The following is an 18,569-nucleotide window of genomic DNA, read 5'->3' on the forward strand; positions in this document are numbered from 1 at the left end:
GTGGTCAACGACACGGCGGGTCGAACCCGAAACACCTGGTGGCCTAGGCTCCCCGACCGTGACCGACGACAGCCGCACCAGCCCGACCCTGTCCGCCGGCGACGAGTCCGCGCTCGCCCAGGCGTGCTTCGCTGCCGGCGACGGCCGGTTACGTCAGGGCGCCGCCCTGAAGTTCTTCTGGGGACCGATGGACTGTGGCAAGTCGACCATGGCCCTGCAGATGAACTACAACCACGCCCGGCAGGGCCGGCGTGGACTGGTGCTGACCAGGATCGACCGTTCCCTCGGCCCGCAGATCACCACTCGGATCGGCCTGGCGCACGAGGCCATCGAGGTCACCGAAGACCTCGACCTCTGTGAACTCGTCAGGGGCCGGTGGGCCGAGGGCGACCGGCTCGACTACCTGATCTGCGACGAAGCCTGCTTCTACACCGTGCGGCACGTCGAGCAGATGGCCGAGCTCGTCGACTGCTACGACGTGGACGTCTTCGCGTTCGGTTTGGCCAGCGACTTCCGGTCCTGCCTGTTCCCGGCGGCGCAGCGGCTGTTCGAACTCGCCGACGAGGTGTCCCGGATCCAGGTCGAGGTGCTCTGCTGGTGTGGACGCCCGGGGCAGCTCAACGCCCGGGTGGTTGGCGGCGCGGTGGCCCGGCAGGGCGAGCAGGTGGTCATCGGCGACACCGTCGAGGCGGCCGAGGTGCGCTACCAGGTGCTCTGCCGGCGACACTTCCGCTCCGGCGACCTGGGCGAGCACCGCTGACGCCGGAGCCGGCCGGCCCGGTCGGGATCAGAACGGGTCGCCGCAGACCCGCCACTCGTCGCCGTCCTTGATCATCGGCAGCTCCCGCCGGTCCACCGCACCGGAGCGGCGGGTCAGCTTCGCCGTCGCGGTCGCCCGGAGCTGGCCCCGGTCGCTGGCGACGGTGACGTCGTCGATGGCGTATCGGGTGATCGTCGGTGGCACCGAGAGGCGGCGTTCGAACTCGTCCCGGCTCCACCGCTCGCGGGTGTCGACGCAGAGCCGGTCGTAGGCGCCGCCCGCGTCGCCGCTGGTCACGTCCTGCAGGAACGCCTCCGCCGCCTCCTGGGCCGCGCCGGAGGACTGCCGGACGTGCTGGTAGTTCCAGGCCCCGAGGCCGGCCGCGCCCACACAGCAGACGAAGAGGCCGGCCGCGACCACCGACAGCACGCCCCGGAGCCGGCGCGGCCGCCGTGCCCCGCGCCCGCCGGGCAGCTCGTAGCCCATGCCACCGACCGTAGATAGCCACCGCGTCCGGCGGGTGCCGAACCGGTCGGGTCGGCACCCGCCGGCCATGATCGGCTCGGTCGGCGCCACCGGGCGCCCGCCGTGGTCTACGGTCGGGACCATCCCCCGCCAGCTTCGCCGGCCCGCCGGCCGGCCCTCGCCCCTCGAGGACGACGACCATGCAGCGCTACGTCCAGTCGGTCCCGCTACCCGCCGACCCGTACTTCAGCGACCGGCTGCTGCGGTCCTGGCTGGACCGCCAGCTCGGCCCGGACGGGCACGCCGCCGCGGCGGACCGGCTGGCCGCGCTCGCCACCGACGTCACCGGTCCGCTACGGGCCGCGCACGCCGATGCGGAGGCGCACCCGCCCACCCTGGTCCGCTACGGTCCGTGGGGAGCCAGGATCGACCGGATCGAGACCTCCGCCGGCTGGCAGGCCCAGCGCGCGGCGGCCGCCCGGCACGCCGTGGTCGCGCTGCCGTACCTGGCGCAGGCCCGGAGTACCTGGGGAGCGGCGGCCCGGGTCGTCCAGCACGCCCTGCTGCACCTGTACGGTCCGGAGTCGGCCACCTTCTCCTGCCCGGTGGCGATGAGCGACGGCGCCGCCGCGCTGCTCGCCCGCCCCGAGGTCGATCCGGCGCTCCGGGACGCCTGGCTGCCCCGGCTCACCGCCACCGACCCGGCCGTGGCGGTCAGCAGCGGGCAGTGGATGACCGAGTCGCAGGGCGGCTCCGACCTGGCCCGGTCGACCACCACCGGCCGGCCCGCCACCGATGGCTCCTGGCGGCTCACCGGCGAGAAGTGGTTCTGTTCGGCCGCCGACGCGGAGTTGGCGGTCGCGCTGGCCCGCCCGGAGGGCGCCGATGGGGGCAGCCGGGTGCTGGTGCCGTTCCTTGTCCCGCGCTACGCCGCCGACTCGCCGCCGGCCGGGCCGGGCGCCGACCGGGACGCCCCGGCGCCGGGGATCACCGTGCACCGGCTCAAGGACAAGCTCGGTACCCGGGCACTGCCGACCGCCGAAATCGGGCTGCACGACGCGTACGCCTGGCCGCTGGGTGACCCGTCCGTGCCGGGTCTGAGCCGGGCGATGACCCTGGTCGTGGTGACCCGGCTGCACAACGCGGCGGCGGCCGCAGCCGGCATGCGCCGGGGACTCGGGTACGCCCTGGCGTACGCCGACGCCCGGCAGGTGGCCGGCGGACGGTTGATCACCGCACCGCTGCACCGGGCCACCCTGGGCACCCTGGCGGTGGACGCGGCCGGGGCGTTCGTGCTGGCCGGGCACGCGTTCGCGCTGCTCGGCCGGGTCGAGGTGGGGGCGGATCCGGCCGCCGCGGCCGAACTGCGGATCGTGGCGCCGCTGGCCAAACTCGCCACCGGACGGCTGGCGGTCTCCTCGGCCAGCGAGTACGTCGAGTGCTTCGGCGGCGCCGGATACGTGGAGGACACCGGGGTGCCCCGGCTGCTGCGGGACGCCCAGGTGCTGCCGATCTGGGAGGGCACCACCAACGTGCTCGCGCTGGACGTGCTGCGGGCGGTGCTCCGGGAGGACGCCGCTACCCCACTGCTGGCCCGGCTGGACGCCGCCACCGACACCGGCCGGCGGTTGCACCCGGCGCTGGCCGACGCGCTCGCCGGCACCACGGCGGAACTGCGGAACTCGCTCGCCGAGGTGACCCCGGAGTCGGTCGCGGTACTGGCCGGGGCGCGCGGGCTGGCGTTGCGGATGGCGTACGCGCTGGCCACCGCCCTGCTGGTGGAACAGGCGGCCGGCGGCGACGAGACCGCGGAGGTGGCCGCCCGGCTCTGGGCACGGCGCTGGCTGCGCGGCGCGGACATCGCGGCGGAGGCACACCACGAACTGGACCTGCTCTGCTGAACCGCCCGCCCGGCAGAGCGGCGGTGCGCGGACTCGGTCGCCGTACCTGACAGGAGGTGTCAGGTACGGCAGGCAGGCTGGCCGGCATGGAAAAGATCGGCGACCTCATCATGGTCAACCTGGACAGCCCGGATCCCCGCGCGCACGCCGAGTTCTACTCCCGGGCGCTCGGCTGGGAGATCACCGCCAGCGCGGACGAGTACGCGATGATCAGCGACGGGCACGCCTCGATCGGCTTCGGGCTGGTCGAGGGCTACCAGCCGCCGGCCTGGCCGGACAGCTCCGGCGGCAAGCGCTACCACCTCGACCTCTACGTCGACGACCTGGACAAGGCCGAGGCGGCCTGCCGTGACGCCGGTGCCGCGCGACCCGACTTCCAGCCCGGCGGTGACCGGTGGCGGGTGCTCACCGACCCGGCCGGGCAGCCGTTCTGCATCTGCCGGCGACCGCAGGACTGAGCAGGTGGACCCGGGCGGACCCGCCGTCTCAGCTCCGGCGGCGGGCCCGGGCCGCCCAGATCGCGTACGCCGGGTCCCGGTCCAGGTTGTGCCGGTCCCGGTCGTACCGGCGGGTGGTGCGCGGGTCGGCGTGCCCCATCGCGTCCTGCACATCCTCCAGTGGCACCCCCTCGGCCCGGGCCGAGGTGGCGAAGGCGTGCCGCAACGAGTGTGGGGAGAGCCGTTCCCAGGCCGGAATGCCCGCCACCCGGGCCAGCCGCCGGACCAGCCGGAACACGGCGTGCCGGTCGAGCCGGTTGCCGGTGGCGGTCACCAGCAGCGCGCCGGTCAACTGCTCCACTGGCCGTCCCGCCACGATCGCGCGGGCGGCCAGGTAGGCGTCCACCGCGTACGCCGAACCCGGGGTCAGCGCCCGGCGGCGGGCCCGGCCGCCCTTGCCGACGAACCGCACGCTGCGGTGCCCCCGCTCCTGGCCCAGGTCGGCCAGGTCGAGCGAGACCAGCTCGCCGACCCGTAGCCCGAGGTCGGCGAGGAGAGCCAGCACCACCCGGTTGCGCAGCGCGGTGGGGCCGGTGTCGGCCTCGGCGGCGGCGAGCAGCGCGTCGACCTCGTCCGAGGTCAGGCCCACGGTGGCGGAGTGGTCCCGGTCGACCCGGGGCCGGTCGGCACCGGAGACCGGATTGCCCGGCACCGCCCCGAGCTTGCCGAGAAACGTGTACCAACTGGACAGCGCGGAGAGCTTCCGGGCCACCGTTGCCGAGGTCAGCGGGCGGCCGCTGCGCGGGTCGACGCTCGACTCCAGCTCCCGGGCGTACGTGTTGACGTCCAGGAACGTCGCGCCGAGCGGGTCGAGCGCCCGGCTGCCGCACCAGCCGAGCCAGCCGGCGATGTCCCGCCGGTACGCGGCCCGGGTGTGCTCGGACAACCGACGGTTACGCAGCCAGGCCTCGGTGAAGTCGGCCGGAGCGGACATCGACACCGGTCGGGGCGTCGCCCGGCGAACCAGGGTGGATCGGGACACGCGAGAAAGTTTTTCAGACCATTCGCCCGGGACCTCGAAGACGCGCCCGGCGATCTCCAACTCTCGGAAATACCGGGATAATCTTGCTCGGGTGCGCGCCAGCCGACTCGTCTCACTGCTCCTGCTGTTGCAGGCCCGGGGGCGGATGACGGCGCAGGAGCTCTCCACCGCGCTGGAGGTGTCGGTCCGGACGGTCTACCGGGACGTCGAGTCGCTCGGCGCGGCCGGTGTACCCGTCTACGCCGACCGGGGTCCGGCCGGCGGCTACCGGTTGCTCGACGGCTACCGGACCCGGCTGACCGGGTTGACCACCGACGAGGCGGAGGCGCTGTTCCTGGCCGGCATGCCCGGCCCGGCCACCGAACTCGGCCTGGGAACCGTGCTGGCCGGTGCCGAGCTCAAGCTGCTCGCCGCGCTCCCGGCCGAACTGGGGGGCCGGGCCGCCCGGGCCCGCGACCGGTTCCACCTGGACGCACCGGGCTGGTTCCGCGACGCCGAACCGACCCCGCACCTGGCCGCGCTCGCCGACGCGGTGTGGCGGGAGCGCATGGTCGAGATCCGGTACCGCCGCTGGCGGGCGCCCCGGGAGGTGACCCGGCGGCTCGCGCCGCTGGGCGTGGTGCTCAAGGCGGGCCGCTGGTATCTGGTGGCCCGGGCCGGCGAGGAGCCCCGGGCCTACCGGATCGGCAGCGTGCTGGAGCTGACGGTGCTGGACGAGAGCTTCACCCGGCCCGACGACTTCGACCTGGCCGGCTTCTGGCACGCCTGGAGCCGCCGCTACGAGGAGAGCGTCTACCAGGCCACCGCAACGGTACGGCTGACCGAGGCGGCGCTGGAGCGGATGCCCTTCATCTTTCCCCCGGCGATGTCCCGGGCGGCCCGGGCCGCGGCCGGACCGGTCGACAACGCCGGCTGGCGCTACACGGCCGTGCCGATGGAGTCGGTCCGGCACGGGCACGTCGAGCTGTTGAAGCTCGGCGCCGACGTCGAGGTGCTCGCCCCGGCCGAGCTGCGGGCGGCGTTCGTGGCCACCGCCCGGGCGATGGCCGACCGGTACCGGATCACAGCGGACTGACCGGCGCCGCTGCCCGGGACGGCCGACGCGCGCCGGTCCGGGGTGTCGGCCGGACGGGCGCGCGTCGCGGGACGGTGGTTATACGTGGAATCAGGAGTTGATCTGGCGCGGGCCGGCACCGGAGACGGTGACCTCGACCCGGCGCGGCTTGGCCCGCTCGGCCACCGGAATGCGTAGGGTCAGCACCCCGGCCTCGTAGCCCGCCTCCAGCTTGTCCGTGTCGAGGGTGTCGCCGAGGAAGAGCTGCCGGGTGAATACCCCCATCGGACGTTCGGCGGCGACGAGTTCCACCTTGTCGCCGGTCGGCCGGCGCCGCTCGGCGCGGACGGTGAGCACGTTGCGCTCCACCGTGCACTCGATGCTCTCCGGGTCGACGCCGGGCAGGTCGAAGGCCGCGTAGAAGTAGTCGCCGTCGCGGTAGGCGTCCAGGTGCATGACCGCCGGTCGGCTGGTGGTGCCGAAGAAGTGCTCGGCGATCCGGTCGATCTCGCGGAACGGGTCGGTACGCATCAACATCGTCGATCCTCCTCGGTTCTCCTGGGCCGAAGGTTAAGTTGAGTCGAGGTGACTCAAGTTCTCTTCCTTATTACCGCGCCGCGGCTCCGGCGTCAACCCCGACCACCCGACGTCAACCGAGCCGCTTCTCGAACCAGTGGTCGGCGTACGGCGAGACCGCGTAGGCCGGCACCTCCCGGTAGCCGTGCCTGGCGTACAACGCCCGGGCCTCCACCAGGTCGTGCCGGGTGTCCAGCCGCATCGTCGTCGCCCCGTGCGCCGCCGCGACCTCCTCCACGGCGGCGAGCAGCCGTGCCCCGCCCCCACGCCGTCGCGCGCCGGCCCGGACGAACACCCGGGTCACCTCGGCGTACGGCAGGTCACCCAGCCGTACTCCGGCACAGCCGGCCGGCTCGCCGTCGTACCAGCCGACCAGGAACAGCCCGGTCGGCGGGGTCAGGTCGTCGCTCGGCTCGTCCGCCAGCACCTGGTCGATCTCGGCGTCGTCGGTCGGCCGGCGGTGGTACCGGCTGACGATCTCGGTGAAGTAGTCACGGAGCAGGGCACCTGCCACCGCTCCGTCGACGGGCTCGGCGCGGACCGTCCAGCCCAGGGTCAGGATGTCTCCCACCCGGTCAGTCTGGCCGGCGCGTCCAGCGGTTTTCCCCGCTCCGTTCGGGTGGCGGCGCGGGCGACCGGTCAGCGGACGGCCGCGACCGGCGCGGGTTCCGGCGCGGCCTCCGGGCCGGTGCTGACCGGGCGACGCACCCCGGGGACCGCGGCGGTACCCAGGCAGGCCACCGCGACCGCCACGGCGGCCAGCGCCAGTGGCACGGTGGGCGACCAGGCGTCGGCGGCGAGCGGCGCGAGCGCGTACCCGAGGGGCATCGCGGCGAGCGAGAGCAGCCAGTCGTAGGAGGTGACCCGGGCCAGCACGTGCGACGGGATCTCCGCCTGGACGACGGTCTGCCAGAGCGGGTTGAGGAAGCCGAGGGCGGCCAGCGCGACGCCGTACGAGACCACCACGGTCCACGCCGGAGCGGCCACCGCGAACAGGGTGAGCGGCAGCGCGTAAGTGGCCAGGCCCAGGTTCGCCACCAGGATCGGCCGGCGCAGCCGGGCCCGTCCGGCCAGCAGTGAGCCGACCAGCAGACCGACCGCACCCGCCTCGAGCACCAGTACCCAGACGCCCTCGCCGCCCAGCCGGTCGATCGCCACCGCTGGGCCGAGGGTGACCAGTACCGCCGCCACGCCGTTCCAGACCGCGTGCGCCACCAGACTGCTCCAGTACCAGTCGCGGGAGCGGACCTCGGACCAGCCCTCCCGCAGGTCGGCGAGGAGCGAGTGGCGCTGCACCGGGGTCCGGCGTACCCGGAGCACGGCCAGCAGGGCGGCGCTGACCGCGAAGCTGGCACCGTCGAGCACGAACGCCCAGCCGGGCCCGGCGGCCCAGATCAACGCGCCGGCCAGCGCCGGTCCAGCCAGCCCGGTGGCGCTGCGGGCGGCGCCCAGCGCGGCGTTGGCCCGCTGCCGGCCGGGCGCGTCGACCACCCCGGCGACCAGCGGTGAGGTGGTGGGCATCGCGAAAGCGGACGCGACCCCACCGACCGCCGAGGCGACGGCGATCGACAGCAGGGTCGGATCGCCGCCGAGCAGTTCGACCCCGACGAAGACCTGGGCGGCGCAGCGGACCAGGTCGCTGCCGATGGCCACGATCCGGGGATCGAGCCGGTCGGCGAGCACTCCGCCGAGGGGTAGCAGCAGCAGTCTCGGCACCATCGCACAGCCGAGCACCAGGGCCAGGGCGGAGCTGGAACCGGTGGCTCGCAGCACGGCGAGGGCGAGCGCGGCCGGCACGACGGCGTCGCCGAGCGCGGAGAGCGTACGGCCGAGGAAGAGCAACTGGAAGGCGCGCAGCCGGAGCGGGTGGGTCACGGGTTCGGAGGTTATTTCGAAGCCGAACCTTTCGCCAACGAATAATTCCACTTCGACGTAGGATTGTGGCGTGGAACACCAGGAGGACTGGACCGACGGGCACGTCGCGCGCTGGCTGCCCGTGCTGCCCGACCTCGACCCGGACGTGGAGGGCACGGTGACCCGGGCGAAACTGCTGGCCCAGCACCTGCGCCGGGTCCGGGAGAAGTCGCTGGTCGACTTCGACCTCCAGCGGCCGGAGTTCGACACCCTGCACGCGCTCGCCGGCCGGCACGGCCGGGCGGTGCCGTCCCAGCTCGCCGACGACCTCAACCTGGCGCCGCCCTCGGTCACCGCCCGGATCGACGCCCTGGTCGCCCGCGGCTTCGTCCGGCGGACACCGTCGGCCACCGACCGGCGCCGGGTCGACATCGAGCTGACCGAGCAGGGCCGGGCCGCCTGGCTCGGCGCGATGGACATCCTCGGCGACGAGGAGTACAGGCTGCTCGGCGCGCTCACCGCGGACGAGCGGCGTACCCTCTCCGACCTGCTGCGCCGGGTCATGCTCGCCGCCGAGCGGCCCCCGACGCTCTGACCGAATCAGGGGCCCGCCCTGGTGGTCACAGCTCGAACAGGTCCCGCAGCGCCGCGCCGATCCGGGCCATGCTCGCGCCGGTCGCCATCCCCACCCGCTCCACCGCGACCGCCGCCGGAACCCGGCGCAGCCGGTTCACCACCACGACCCCGGTGACCGGATCCGTCTCGGCCAGCGGCACCACGAACGGTGGAAGTTCGCTGCTGCCGCGCTGCCGGACGATCGGGGCACAGTACGGGGAGGTGGACGGCCGGTCGTTGTGCCCCTCGCCGGAGAGCACGATGACCCGGTGTCTGGCCTGCTGGGTACGGTCGCCGACGGTCCAGATCTCGCCCCGGTTCACGCGGCGCCGGCCAGGTCGGACCAGCCCGCGTCGACCCGGTCGGCGTAGCGGTCGAAGGCGTCGAGTTCGTCCCGGACCTCCGGGTGCGCGGCCAGCCACGCCTCGTGCTGCCGAGCCGCGGCGCGGAGCGCCTCCTTGCGGGCCGCACGGTCGATCCAGGCCGACAGGGACATGCCGTCCTGCTTCGCCGCGGCACGGGCTCGGGCGAGCGTGTCCGGGTTCAGGCTGAGCGTGACCTTGTCCGCCATGTCCGCGATGGTACGCCCGGTGGTGTCGGCGGAGGTATCCGCGCGGGTGTGTCGGGGCGGCACCGGAGCCGGTCAGCGGGCCGGCGCGACCAGCCCCAGCTCGTACGCGATGATCACGAGCTGTACCCGGTCCCGGGCGTCGAGTTTGGTCAGCAGCCGGGCCACGTGCGACTTGGTGGTCGCCATCGTGATGAACAGCTCGTCGGCGATCTCGCTGTTCGAGCGGCCCTGCCCGATCAGGGTCAGCACCTCCCGCTCCCGCTCGGTGATACCGGCGACCGGGCGTACCCGACGGGCGGCCGCCGGTGCGGCCTCGACGAAGCCCGCGATCAGCCGGCGGGTCACGCTCGGTGCGATCAGGGCGTCACCGGCGGCGACCACCCGGATCGCCCCGAGGATGTCGTCCACGGCCATGTCCTTGACCAGGAAACCGCTGGCACCGGCCCGGAGTGCGCCGTAGACGTGCTCGTCCTCGTCGAAGGTGGTCAGCACGAGTACCCGGCTCGCTCCGTCACCGGCCACGATCTGCCGGGTCGCCTCGATACCGTCCATGCCGGGCATCCGGATGTCCATCACCACCACGTCGGGCCGGACGGCCCGGGCCAGCTCGACGGCCTCCGCACCCGTGCCCGCCTCGCCGACCACCGACAGGTCGGGGGTGTCGGCGATGAGGACCCGCAGCCCGGAACGGACCAGCGGCTGGTCATCGACGAGCAGTACCCGGACGCTCATGCCGGCACCGCCGGGCTCGGGACGGTCTCCGGCAGCGGCAGCCGGGCCGCCACCCGGAAACCGCTTCCGGGGACCGGTCCGGCCGCGAAGTCGCCGTGCAGCAGGCCGACCCGCTCCCGCATCCCGGCGATCCCGAACCCGCTGGCCGCGACCGGCCCGCCGCGCCCCTCGTCGACGACCTCGACGTGCAGGTCGTGCTCCCGGTAGTCGAGGGTGACCCGGCACCGTGGCGTACCGGCGTGCCGGACGACGTTGGTCACCGCCTCCTGCACGACCCGGTACGCGGACAGCTCGATGTCGGCCGGCAGCGGACGCCGCTCCCCCCGCCGGCACAGCTCTACCCGGACCCCGGCCTCCGCCGTCGCCTCGGCCAGCCGGTCGAGGTCGGCGAGCCCGGGCGCCGGATCCCGGGGCGCCGGGTCGGACGGGTCCGCCTGACGCAGCCCGCCGAGCACCCGGCGCAGGCCGGCGAGGGTCTCCCGGCTGGTCGTCTCGATCGCCCGCAGCGCAGCACCGGCCTCGGCCGGCTGGGTCTGGATCACCCGGCTACCCACCCCGGCCTGGATCGCGATGATGCCGATGCTGTGCGCCACCATGTCGTGCAGTTCACGGGCGATCCGTAGCCGTTCGGCGGTGACCGCCTGGGTGGTGGCCTGCGACCGCAGCGCCTCGGCGTACCGCCGCCGCGCCCGCACCGAGTTGCCGATCATCCAGGTGGCCAGCATCCCCAGGGTGGGGATCTCCGGCTGGAAGACGGCATTGTCGCCGAGGTCCAGGTAGCCGATCATGATCTCGGCGCAGAGCGTCAGTACGGCCACGGTCACCGAGAGCCGACGGGACCTGGTCGCCGCGACGAACCCGACGACCAGGTTGATCGCCAGCAGTTGCAGATACCGCAGGTCGGCCAGGTAGCCCTGGTGCCACGAGTGGATCATCACCGTCATCGCCGCCGACCCGAGCAGCATCAACGCCAGGGTCGCCAGCGGGCTGCGCCGCAGCAGGACGGCGGGCAGCGCCATCACCAGGGCCGGCAGCGCGTACCGGGGGATCATCTCCAGCACGCTGTGGTAGCGGCCGGGGCCGTCTGAGACGATCGCCACGGTAAGGGCCAGTAGCACGGGGAACGCGGCGACTCCGCACCAGACCAGTGCCGTCCGCACCCCCGCCGGCAGGCGGTGGCGCAGCGGTGGCCGGAGCAGGTGCGGGGTGGCGTCCACGCGGCGAGACTAGCCACCGGCCGGCCGGTGCGGCATCCGTCCACGGACGTAATCCCGCAGGCTGGCGCCGCCCGGACGGTTGCCGCCGCCGGCCCGATGTCCCGGGCCGCCCGATTCGGCAGCGTTGCGGTCGTGATCGAAGTCAACGACCTGACCAAGCGATACGGTCGCAAGACCGCCGTCGACGCCCTCTCCTTCACGGTACGGCCCGGGCACGTCACCGGCTTCCTCGGACCGAACGGTGCGGGCAAGACCACCACGCTGCGGATGATCCTCGGCCTGGACGCACCGACCCGGGGCACCGCCACGGTCGGCGGCGTACCGTTCCGGACCCACCGGCGCGGGCTGCGGCACGTCGGTGCCCTGCTCGACGCGAACCACGTGCACGGCGGACGCAGCGCCAGGGCACACCTGTCCGCCCTGGCCCGCAGCAACGGCATCCCGCCGGGCCGGGTGGACGAGGTCCTCCGGGAGGTGGGGCTTGCCGAGGTGGCCCGGCAGCGCGTCGGCGGGTTCTCCCTCGGCATGAAGCAGCGACTCGGCATCGCGACCGCGCTGCTCGGTGACCCGCCGGTACTGCTCTTCGACGAGCCGATCAACGGGATGGACCCCGAGGGGGTGCGCTGGGTCCGGCACCTGTTCCGCCGGCTGGCCGCGGAGGGCCGGACGGTCTTCCTCTCCAGCCACCTGATGACCGAGATGGAGAACACCGCCGACCAACTCGTCGTGATCGGCCGGGGCCGGCTGGTCGCCGCCGAGTCGCTGGCCGGCTTCGCCGCCCGCAGCAGCCGGCGCAGCGTGCTGGTGCGTACCCCGCGGGCCGCCGAACTCACCGCGCTGCTGACCGCCGCCGGAGCGCGGGTGGAGGCGCAGGAGAGGGTCGAATCCGAGGTACGCACGCTGACCGTGATCGGGCTACTGGCCGAACAGATCGGCACCCTCGCCTTCGACCACCGGATCGTCCTGCACGAACTGGCCACCCGGACCGCCTCACTGGAGGACGCCTACCTGGAACTCACCGCCGACCGCATCGAATACCTGGCGGGGCAGCCCCGATGAGCACCGACACCGCCACCTCGGCACCGAACCCGGCACGCCGGGCCGAAGCGCTCGCCGAGCCACCTGCCCGGTTCCGCGACCTGCTCGGCGCCGAGTGGATCAAGGTCTGGTCGCTGCGTTCGACACCCTGGACGCTGCTGCTCAGCACGCTCTTTGTCGTCGGTACCGCCACCATGGAGGCGCTCGACGACTACCGCGACTTCCCGAGCATGAGCCCGGAGGCGCAGCGAGAGCCGATGTTCGCGCTCTCCGACGCGTTTCCGCTGATGGGCTACTGGACACTGGCACTCGTCGCGGTCAGCGCGGGCGCGATCGTGATGGTCGGCGAGTACGGCAGCGGTCTGATCCGCACCACCACCGTCGCGGTGCCGGCCCGTGGCTCGGTGGTGCTGGCCAAGGCGGTCGTGGTAGCCGTGCTCTGGACGGTGGCCGGCACCCTCGCCGCGAGCGGCGCGTTCACGGTCTCCCAGGCCATCCTGAGTGGGCGGGACGCGGCGATAGCGATCACCGAACCGGTCGCGCTGCGCGCCCTGGCCGCCGCCGCGCTGCTCCCCACGGTCTGCGCGCTGATCGGGCTGGGCCTGGGGGTCCTGATCCGGCACGGCGCCACCACGATGGTCACCGGCATCTTCACGCTGCTGATGCTGCCGCAGTTCTTCTCGATCCAGATGCGGTGGACCGCCGAGATCAACCACGCGATGGTGCTCACCGCATGGCAACGGTTGACCGCGATGTGGGTACCGCCGCCGGGTGACGGTTTCTCCCAGCCCGATGTCGCCGGGTCGTGGATCGTCTACGCCGCCTGGCCGGTGGCCGCGATCGTCGTCGCCCTGATCGTGGTACGCCGCCGCGACGTCTGAGCGGCCGTCCCGGACCGCATACCGGCGACGGTCTCGGTCGGGGACGGTTGCCGGCGGTCAGTCGATGCTGGCGCGCAGGGCCAGCCCGGCCAGCTGGTCCTGCTCCGCTGACCGCCACGGGTCGCCCCGGTGCCCACCCGTTCGACGTTCTCGTCCATGATGGCGTCGTCCAGCACCGTGCCGTGAAACTCAAGGAGCGGCCCCCTAACCACGGCCGTAGCGTACGGAGTGCGGAGTGGCCGGACACCGAGAGCCGCGGGAGGCGGGGGCGTGCGTCGCAGGCGGTGGCACAGTGCCCGACACGGCGTCGGCGAGGTGGTGACTGTCGGCGGCGCGGGTGCCCCGGTCGCCCCGGGGTCGGCGACGGTCGAGCCGGATCGTTACGGCAGGGCATGAACGGCGGCACCGAACAGGACCGGCGATGGTTGAGGTCGGCCATCGAACTGTCCCGGCTGTCGCCACCCTCGCCGACCCACTACGCCGTCGGAGCGATCATCGTCGACCGGTACGGCGTCACGCTGGCCACCGGCTACACCGGCGAGACCGACCCGCACCACCACGCGGAGGAAGCCGCACTGACGAAGCTCGCCGCCCGGCCCGGCCTGGACCTGGGCCGGGCGACGCTCTACACCTCGATGGAGCCGTGCACCATCCGCAGGTCACGGCCGGATCCCTGCACCGACCTGCTGCTCGACGCCGGCATCGCGCGAGTGGTGCTGGCCCTGCGGGAGCCGCCCCTCTTCGCTGACTGCGACGGTGTGGCGACCTTGCGCGACGGCGGGGTCGACGTCGTCGAGATCAGCGAGTTGGGCCATCTCGTGATCACGATCAACGCCCACGTGCTCGGGCCGGCTGACCGTCGTCCGAACGGCTGGTGATCTGGCAGCGCGGTCAGGCGATGGCGCGGTCAGGTCGGGACGGCGGCGCGAGCTCAGTCCGTACCGGTGCGGGTTTGGGAAGGGCGAGCAGCGCGACCGCGCCGGCCAGGCCGTAGGCGGCGGCCTGGGTGGCGATGGCCGGCAGGATCCCGACGCGTTCGCCGAGCGCGCCCGCCGCGACCGTGTCACGCAGCATGGCCGATGGATACAGAAAGGGCAGCAGGTCAAGGGCGCCGAAGACCACCGCAGCCCAGCCGGACAGCTTCCGGCCAAGGGCTCCAGGTCCCCGTGCCGTGTCAACCGCCCCGGCTTCCGCGAGGCAGCGGGCTGCGCCGGGGAGTATGACCCGGTCGGCCACACCCGACCGAAGCCTCCGTCGGCGGCTACTCCGCGTAGGGCTGGTCCTCTCCGTGCGCACTGTAGCCGAGGCTCCAGATGTAGCCGTCCGGGTCCGCGAAAGAGCCGCCGTAGCCACCCCACGGCAGAGGGCCAGCGGACTTGAGGATCGTGGCACCGGCCTTCTCGGCCTCCGCCATGACCTCGCTGACCCGTATCTCGCTGCGGACGACATAGGTGAGGACCAGCCCGCTGAAGCCGCTGCCCTCCGGGGTCGTACCCACCTGCTCGGCCAGACCTTCACGGCCGTAGAAGCCGACGGGAGACCCGCCGTCCGGTGCGAAGAACACCGAGACGCCGTAGTCCTGCTCGATCTTCCAGCCAAGACCCTCCGTGTAGAACCGCTTGGACGCCTCCATGTCCCGAACGCCGAGGAGGATCGAACTCACGTGCGCTTTCATGCCTCGTCTCCTTGCTTGTGCTTGTTGGTGATGCACACGAGAATCACGCTACGAGCGGCTCCGGGGACCACGCTTCTTGAATCCTGATCGGTTTGATCACCTGCATCGCCGGGAAGGATGCGTCCCCGCCGCCCGAGGGCGGTCGAGCGGGCGGTTGTATACCGCTCCTGGGCCCAGTGAACCTGTCAACCTCCCTTGCGGTGCAATGGATCGCCAACCACTCCTTCCGCACCACCGACAGCAGGCGCTCCTGCCCGGGCGAAAGATAGCTCCTTGCCGAAATGCGGGTCGTCCGACGTCACGGATCGGCAACCAGTCATCTCGCCGAGTAACGCCTAAGGCGGTCCGCCGACCGCAGGCGTCATCCCCGTTCAATGAGCCATTCCATCATGGCCAAAGCGCGTTCATGTTGGCCCGCCCGTAGTTTCCAGACCAGAAACAACGCATCGGTACAGGGCGGGCACGCCACCGCGGCGTTGGTGGTCGGGAAGCTCGGCCATGCCGTCCATCACCCGGTCGGTAATCGGTGAGAGCGGGCGGCCACCAGCCTTCGATAAGGTGACCTACCGCAGGCGCAACGTCGTGGAACGCTGCTTCAACCGGCTCAAGCAGTGGCGTGACCTGGCCACCCGCTACGCCAAACGCGCATCCCTCTACCGGGCCAGCCTTGTCCTGATCGCCGCGACCATCTGGCTCGCATGACCGAGTTGGATCCCTAGTAGTTGCCGAACCGTTCCGTGAAGTTGTGGATGAATGTCTCGGCCGTGTCTCCCGCGAACACCTGGCGAATCGCACCGAACTTCGCCAGCATGGCGCGGGCCTCGGGCAGGTCGCCTGACACCGCCAGGCAGACGGCCAGAGTTCCGTACTCGACCTGCGACTTCGGCCGTCCGAGCAGGGTTTCGATCACCTTTGGCAACGTCTGGTTGCCAACCAAGAACGGCTCCCCATAAGCCGTCAGGTCGGCGACCACCTGGCCAACAGCTTCGTCCACCTGTTCCGGCGACGCGACCCACCAGCGAAACGGCGTGGCCTTGGACGGCTCCGCGTCGTGGACCAGATTGATCATGCTCGCACCCACCTGGCACACGGTGTCCATGCGATCGAAGAGTTGCCTCTGCAACTCGGCGGCGGCGGCGTGTTCAACGCCGACGCTGGGGCTGAGCGAGACGCCGTCGCGCCCGGCGAGGTTGACGCCGAAGTGGAAGACGACCCCGTGGACGGGCTCGCGCACGAAGGCAACCTCATCGTCAGGCACGAAACGATGCCGTCGCCATCCACCAGGCGCCAACTGCTCGGCCAATCGATCGGCCACCAGCACCGAGACCTGGACGACTTGTTCCGGCCCTGACGTCACCAAGGAATCGTGACACGCGAGCTAATGGCTCTTGCAGCGGCACGGGCAGCGCGATGCCCGGCGCGTATGCCACGAGCGCGTAGCTAGAGCTGTTCATTCACATGATCGACAGGACAGGGCCTAGACCGCTTCGCCGAGTTAAGCGCCGTCTGGGAGACCAGATACCCGGCGATCGTCCGGCTGTGGACCAACGCCTGGCCCGAGTTCGTGCCGTTCCTGTCCTTCGACACCGAGATCCGCACCGTCATCTGTACCACCAACGCCATCGAGTCGCTGAACGCCCGCCTGCGCCGCGCGGTCCGCGCCCGTGGCCACTTCCCGAACGAAACCGCCGCACTCAAGTGCCTCTACCTGGCTGCCACCGTCCTGGACCCGACCGGCAAAGGCCAACGCCGGTGGACCAACCGCTGGAAAGCGGCTTTGAACGCCTTCGAGATCACCTTCAACGGACGCCTATCCGCAGGCCGTAAATAACACGAAAACAACTCAGTTACACCAAATTCTTGACACTCCCGGACAAATCGACGGCGACGCATGAGGATCGCCTGGGCCTAGGCTGCATACATACGCCGTGACCAGCGTCCTGCCGATGGAGCTCCTTGGCAGGGCAGGCCTGCCAAGGTCAGCACGGGAGGAGATGGGAATGCGGCGTGACGATGGTGGCGACGTGGGGTGCTGCGGGTGTCCGCAGGCTAGGCGCGATCGGCGCCCGCGTCGGTGGAAGGTGGTACTGATGCTGCTGGCCATCGCTGTTCGGGCTGGTGACTGGCTCTGGCGTCGCGACGAGGGGCCATAGGAGGTTTCCGGGCTTGGACCAGCCTGGTCAGGGCTGGTCCAAGCCGGGCGCGTCCGTCAGCGCCCTCGGCGGTACGGCGGGGCCCGGCGCCGCCGGCTGCGAAGCGAGCGACGCGACGGCAGGACCTGTTGCAGATCCTGGAGACCTATCCCCAGGGACGAGCTGTTCCAGATCAAGACCGACGACCTCTACCACACGGTCATCGGGGTCACCCGGGTAACCGAGTCGATGCTGGCCCGGGTGCTTCGGGGGTGGCGCCGGTACCAGCACCGACCACGAGGTCAGCATCAGGTCTGCCGGTCGCGTCCGGTTCCGGGCGCGTTCGCGCGAGCGAGGTGATCGGGGAGTACCGCTTCCTGGGCATGCTCGGAGCCATAACCAAGGGGCTGGAGTGGTTTTCGCCTGGAAACTACGGCGAGGCCAGGTTGGTGTGCCGCACGCCACAGCGGTGCCGCTCTTTATGGGCGTCTCAAGAGGCGTTCGCCCCGCCGATCCCGGTCCGTCGGCCGCCCCGGCGGGCACGGGCCGCCCAGATGACGTACGCAGGATCGCGGTCGAGGTTGTGCCGGTCTCGGTCGTAGCGGCGGGTCGTGCGTGGGTCCGCGTGTCCCATCGCGTCCTGCACATCCTCCAAGGACACCCCTTCGGCGCGGGCAGTGGTGGCGAACGCGTGCCGCAGCGAGTGCGGCGACAGCCTTGCCCAGGCGTGGATGCCCGCTGCCTGGGCGAGTCGGCGGACCAGCCGGAACACCGCGTTCCGGTCCAGCCGCGCACCGGTCGCGGTGACCAGCAGTGGACCGGTCAACTCCGGCACGCTCAGCCCCTGGGCGGCGGCCCGGGCGGCCAGATAGGCGTCCACCGCATAGGCGGTGCCGGGGGTAAGGGCGCGGCGACGGACCTTGCCGCCCTTGCCGACAAAGCGGATGCTGCGATGTCCGCGCTCGGTGCCGAGATCGGTCAGGTCCAGCGAGATCAACTCGCCGACCCGTAGCCCCAGATCGGCCAGCAGGGTGATGGTGGCCCGGTTCCGGATGGCGGTCGGTCCAGTGTCGGCCTCGGCCGCGGCCAGCAGCGCATCGACCTCGTCGGGGGTCAACCCGACGGTGGCGGAGTGGTCCCGGTCGACCCGCGGGCGGTCGGCGGCGGCCACCGGATTGGTTTCGACGGCGTGCAGCTTGACCAGAAACTCGTACCAGCTGGACAAGGCGGAGAGGCGGCGGGCGACGGTGGCCGGGGTGAGCGGGCGGCCACTGCGGAGCCCCAACGTCGCCTCCAACTGACGGGCGTACGCGTTGACGTCGAGGAACGTGGCCCGCAGCGGATCGAGGCCATGGCTCTTGCACCAGCTCAGCCAGCCGGCGACGTCCCGCCGATAGGCGTCGCGAGTGTGCTCCGACAGCCGCCGGTTGCCCAGCCAGGCTTCGGTGAAGTCGGCGGGCCCAGCGGCTGTCAGCGCGGGGCTGCTCGACCTGCGGGGCACGACGTCGGGAGAGAGCATGCGAGAAAGGCTCTCAGCTCAGATGTGGATTCGTGCCGAGGCGCGCCCGGCAGGACGCCATCGTCGGGGACCGCCGGTCGGGCCAGGACAGCGGGGGTAT

Annotated in this window: 23 protein-coding genes and 1 pseudogene; 11 read left to right on the forward strand and 13 right to left on the reverse strand. The window is 72.2% G+C overall.

The features are described from left to right. Positions 1 to 88: 88 nt before the first annotated feature. Complete coding sequence (locus ACSMXO_RS21355) at positions 89 to 760, forward strand: thymidine kinase (protein ID WP_455419276.1); 672 nt, start codon at positions 89 to 91, stop codon at positions 758 to 760. A gap of 27 nt (positions 761 to 787) precedes the next feature. On the opposite strand, the gene ACSMXO_RS21360 is transcribed toward ACSMXO_RS21355, so the two are convergent. Then, entirely contained in the window at positions 788 to 1,246 is a 459-nt protein-coding gene (locus ACSMXO_RS21360; RefSeq protein WP_346260717.1) for an Rv0361 family membrane protein, read from the reverse strand. Between the two features lie 179 nt (positions 1,247 to 1,425). On the opposite strand from ACSMXO_RS21360, the gene ACSMXO_RS21365 reads away from it, so the two are divergent. Both ACSMXO_RS21365 and ACSMXO_RS21370 read left to right on the forward strand, forming a co-directional pair. Then, on the forward strand, positions 1,426 to 3,126 hold the full coding sequence (locus ACSMXO_RS21365; RefSeq protein ID WP_455419095.1) for an acyl-CoA dehydrogenase family protein: 1,701 nt from the start codon (positions 1,426 to 1,428) through the stop codon (positions 3,124 to 3,126). 86 nt (positions 3,127 to 3,212) lie between these two features. Then, positions 3,213 to 3,584: a VOC family protein gene (locus ACSMXO_RS21370; protein ID WP_346260719.1), complete on the forward strand. Its 372-nt coding sequence runs from the start codon at positions 3,213 to 3,215 to the stop codon at positions 3,582 to 3,584. Between the two features lie 28 nt (positions 3,585 to 3,612). Here ACSMXO_RS21370 and ACSMXO_RS21375 read toward each other — a convergent pair whose 3' ends face one another. Further along, positions 3,613 to 4,557, reverse strand: a complete 945-nt coding sequence (locus ACSMXO_RS21375; protein WP_455419277.1) for a tyrosine-type recombinase/integrase — start codon at positions 4,555 to 4,557, stop codon at positions 3,613 to 3,615. Positions 4,558 to 4,696: 139 nt separating this feature from the next. Between ACSMXO_RS21375 and ACSMXO_RS21380 the strand changes: the two genes are divergently transcribed. Next, positions 4,697 to 5,680, forward strand: coding sequence for a helix-turn-helix transcriptional regulator (locus tag ACSMXO_RS21380; RefSeq protein WP_455419096.1), 984 nt, complete (start codon positions 4,697 to 4,699; stop codon positions 5,678 to 5,680). 90 nt (positions 5,681 to 5,770) lie between these two features. On the opposite strand, the gene ACSMXO_RS21385 is transcribed toward ACSMXO_RS21380, so the two are convergent. The 3 genes from ACSMXO_RS21385 to ACSMXO_RS21395 all read right to left on the reverse strand — a co-directional run bounded on the left by ACSMXO_RS21385 (position 5,771) and on the right by ACSMXO_RS21395 (position 8,110). Continuing rightward, positions 5,771 to 6,196, reverse strand: a complete 426-nt coding sequence (locus ACSMXO_RS21385; protein ID WP_346260721.1) for an Hsp20/alpha crystallin family protein — start codon at positions 6,194 to 6,196, stop codon at positions 5,771 to 5,773. 112 nt (positions 6,197 to 6,308) lie between these two features. After that, positions 6,309 to 6,806, reverse strand: a complete 498-nt coding sequence (locus ACSMXO_RS21390) for a GNAT family N-acetyltransferase (protein ID WP_455419097.1) — start codon at positions 6,804 to 6,806, stop codon at positions 6,309 to 6,311. Positions 6,807 to 6,874: 68 nt separating this feature from the next. Beyond that, complete coding sequence (locus ACSMXO_RS21395) at positions 6,875 to 8,110, reverse strand: MFS transporter (protein WP_346260723.1); 1,236 nt, start codon at positions 8,108 to 8,110, stop codon at positions 6,875 to 6,877. A 70-nt stretch (positions 8,111 to 8,180) separates the two neighbouring features. On the opposite strand from ACSMXO_RS21395, the gene ACSMXO_RS21400 reads away from it, so the two are divergent. Beyond that, positions 8,181 to 8,684 carry a MarR family winged helix-turn-helix transcriptional regulator gene (locus ACSMXO_RS21400; protein WP_346260724.1) on the forward strand — a complete coding sequence of 168 codons (504 nt, stop codon included), beginning with the start codon at positions 8,181 to 8,183 and terminating at the stop codon, positions 8,682 to 8,684. A gap of 25 nt (positions 8,685 to 8,709) precedes the next feature. On the opposite strand, the gene ACSMXO_RS21405 is transcribed toward ACSMXO_RS21400, so the two are convergent. The 4 genes from ACSMXO_RS21405 to ACSMXO_RS21420 all read right to left on the reverse strand — a co-directional run bounded on the left by ACSMXO_RS21405 (position 8,710) and on the right by ACSMXO_RS21420 (position 11,224). Beyond that, complete coding sequence (locus ACSMXO_RS21405; RefSeq protein ID WP_346260725.1) at positions 8,710 to 9,027, reverse strand: type II toxin-antitoxin system PemK/MazF family toxin; 318 nt, start codon at positions 9,025 to 9,027, stop codon at positions 8,710 to 8,712. Further along, positions 9,024 to 9,275: a DUF6364 family protein gene (locus ACSMXO_RS21410; protein WP_346260726.1), complete on the reverse strand. Its 252-nt coding sequence runs from the start codon at positions 9,273 to 9,275 to the stop codon at positions 9,024 to 9,026. Before ACSMXO_RS21410 ends, ACSMXO_RS21405 begins: the two co-directional genes overlap by 4 nt. Before the next feature lie 72 nt (positions 9,276 to 9,347). Continuing rightward, the gene (locus tag ACSMXO_RS21415) at positions 9,348 to 10,007 is read right to left on the reverse strand and encodes a response regulator transcription factor (protein ID WP_346260727.1); all 660 of its coding nucleotides are present in this window, start codon (positions 10,005 to 10,007) and stop codon (positions 9,348 to 9,350) included. Then, positions 10,004 to 11,224: a sensor histidine kinase gene (locus ACSMXO_RS21420; protein ID WP_455419098.1), complete on the reverse strand. Its 1,221-nt coding sequence runs from the start codon at positions 11,222 to 11,224 to the stop codon at positions 10,004 to 10,006. Before ACSMXO_RS21420 ends, ACSMXO_RS21415 begins: the two co-directional genes overlap by 4 nt. Positions 11,225 to 11,320: 96 nt before the next feature. Between ACSMXO_RS21420 and ACSMXO_RS21425 the strand changes: the two genes are divergently transcribed. The 3 genes from ACSMXO_RS21425 to ACSMXO_RS21435 all read left to right on the forward strand — a co-directional run bounded on the left by ACSMXO_RS21425 (position 11,321) and on the right by ACSMXO_RS21435 (position 14,021). After that, on the forward strand, positions 11,321 to 12,283 hold the full coding sequence (locus ACSMXO_RS21425) for an ABC transporter ATP-binding protein (protein WP_455419278.1): 963 nt from the start codon (positions 11,321 to 11,323) through the stop codon (positions 12,281 to 12,283). Next, positions 12,280 to 13,143, forward strand: coding sequence for a hypothetical protein (locus ACSMXO_RS21430; RefSeq protein WP_455419099.1), 864 nt, complete (start codon positions 12,280 to 12,282; stop codon positions 13,141 to 13,143). The genes ACSMXO_RS21425 and ACSMXO_RS21430 overlap by 4 nt, the downstream gene beginning before the upstream one ends. A 392-nt stretch (positions 13,144 to 13,535) precedes the next feature. Next, positions 13,536 to 14,021 carry a dCMP deaminase gene (locus ACSMXO_RS21435; RefSeq protein WP_455419100.1) on the forward strand — a complete coding sequence of 162 codons (486 nt, stop codon included), beginning with the start codon at positions 13,536 to 13,538 and terminating at the stop codon, positions 14,019 to 14,021. A 13-nt stretch (positions 14,022 to 14,034) separates the two neighbouring features. On the opposite strand, the gene ACSMXO_RS21440 is transcribed toward ACSMXO_RS21435, so the two are convergent. Then, entirely contained in the window at positions 14,035 to 14,217 is a 183-nt protein-coding gene (locus ACSMXO_RS21440) for a hypothetical protein (RefSeq protein WP_346260731.1), read from the reverse strand. Positions 14,218 to 14,404: 187 nt separating this feature from the next. Then, entirely contained in the window at positions 14,405 to 14,818 is a 414-nt protein-coding gene (locus ACSMXO_RS21445; protein ID WP_455419101.1) for a VOC family protein, read from the reverse strand. Between the two features lie 381 nt (positions 14,819 to 15,199). Here ACSMXO_RS21445 and ACSMXO_RS21450 point away from each other — a divergent pair, with 381 nt between their 5' ends. Continuing rightward, on the forward strand, positions 15,200 to 15,520 hold the full coding sequence (locus ACSMXO_RS21450; RefSeq protein WP_455419279.1) for a transposase: 321 nt from the start codon (positions 15,200 to 15,202) through the stop codon (positions 15,518 to 15,520). Positions 15,521 to 15,533: 13 nt separating this feature from the next. Here ACSMXO_RS21450 and ACSMXO_RS21455 read toward each other — a convergent pair whose 3' ends face one another. Then, positions 15,534 to 16,175: a hypothetical protein gene (locus ACSMXO_RS21455; protein WP_455419102.1), complete on the reverse strand. Its 642-nt coding sequence runs from the start codon at positions 16,173 to 16,175 to the stop codon at positions 15,534 to 15,536. A gap of 135 nt (positions 16,176 to 16,310) precedes the next feature. On the opposite strand from ACSMXO_RS21455, the pseudogene ACSMXO_RS21460 reads away from it, so the two are divergent. Together ACSMXO_RS21460 and ACSMXO_RS21465 are read left to right on the forward strand one after the other, a co-directional pair. Next, a pseudogene (locus tag ACSMXO_RS21460) lies at positions 16,311 to 16,649 on the forward strand (transposase); the annotation flags it as partial. 493 nt (positions 16,650 to 17,142) lie between these two features. Beyond that, complete coding sequence (locus tag ACSMXO_RS21465) at positions 17,143 to 17,310, forward strand: hypothetical protein (protein ID WP_455419280.1); 168 nt, start codon at positions 17,143 to 17,145, stop codon at positions 17,308 to 17,310. Positions 17,311 to 17,440: 130 nt separating this feature from the next. On the opposite strand, the gene ACSMXO_RS21470 is transcribed toward ACSMXO_RS21465, so the two are convergent. Further along, positions 17,441 to 18,469 (reverse strand): tyrosine-type recombinase/integrase, encoded by a 1,029-nt coding sequence (locus tag ACSMXO_RS21470; RefSeq protein WP_346260733.1) that lies wholly within the window; start codon positions 18,467 to 18,469, stop codon positions 17,441 to 17,443. Positions 18,470 to 18,569 lie beyond the last annotated feature (100 nt).

This window comes from Plantactinospora sp. DSM 117369 (assembly GCF_053764795.1).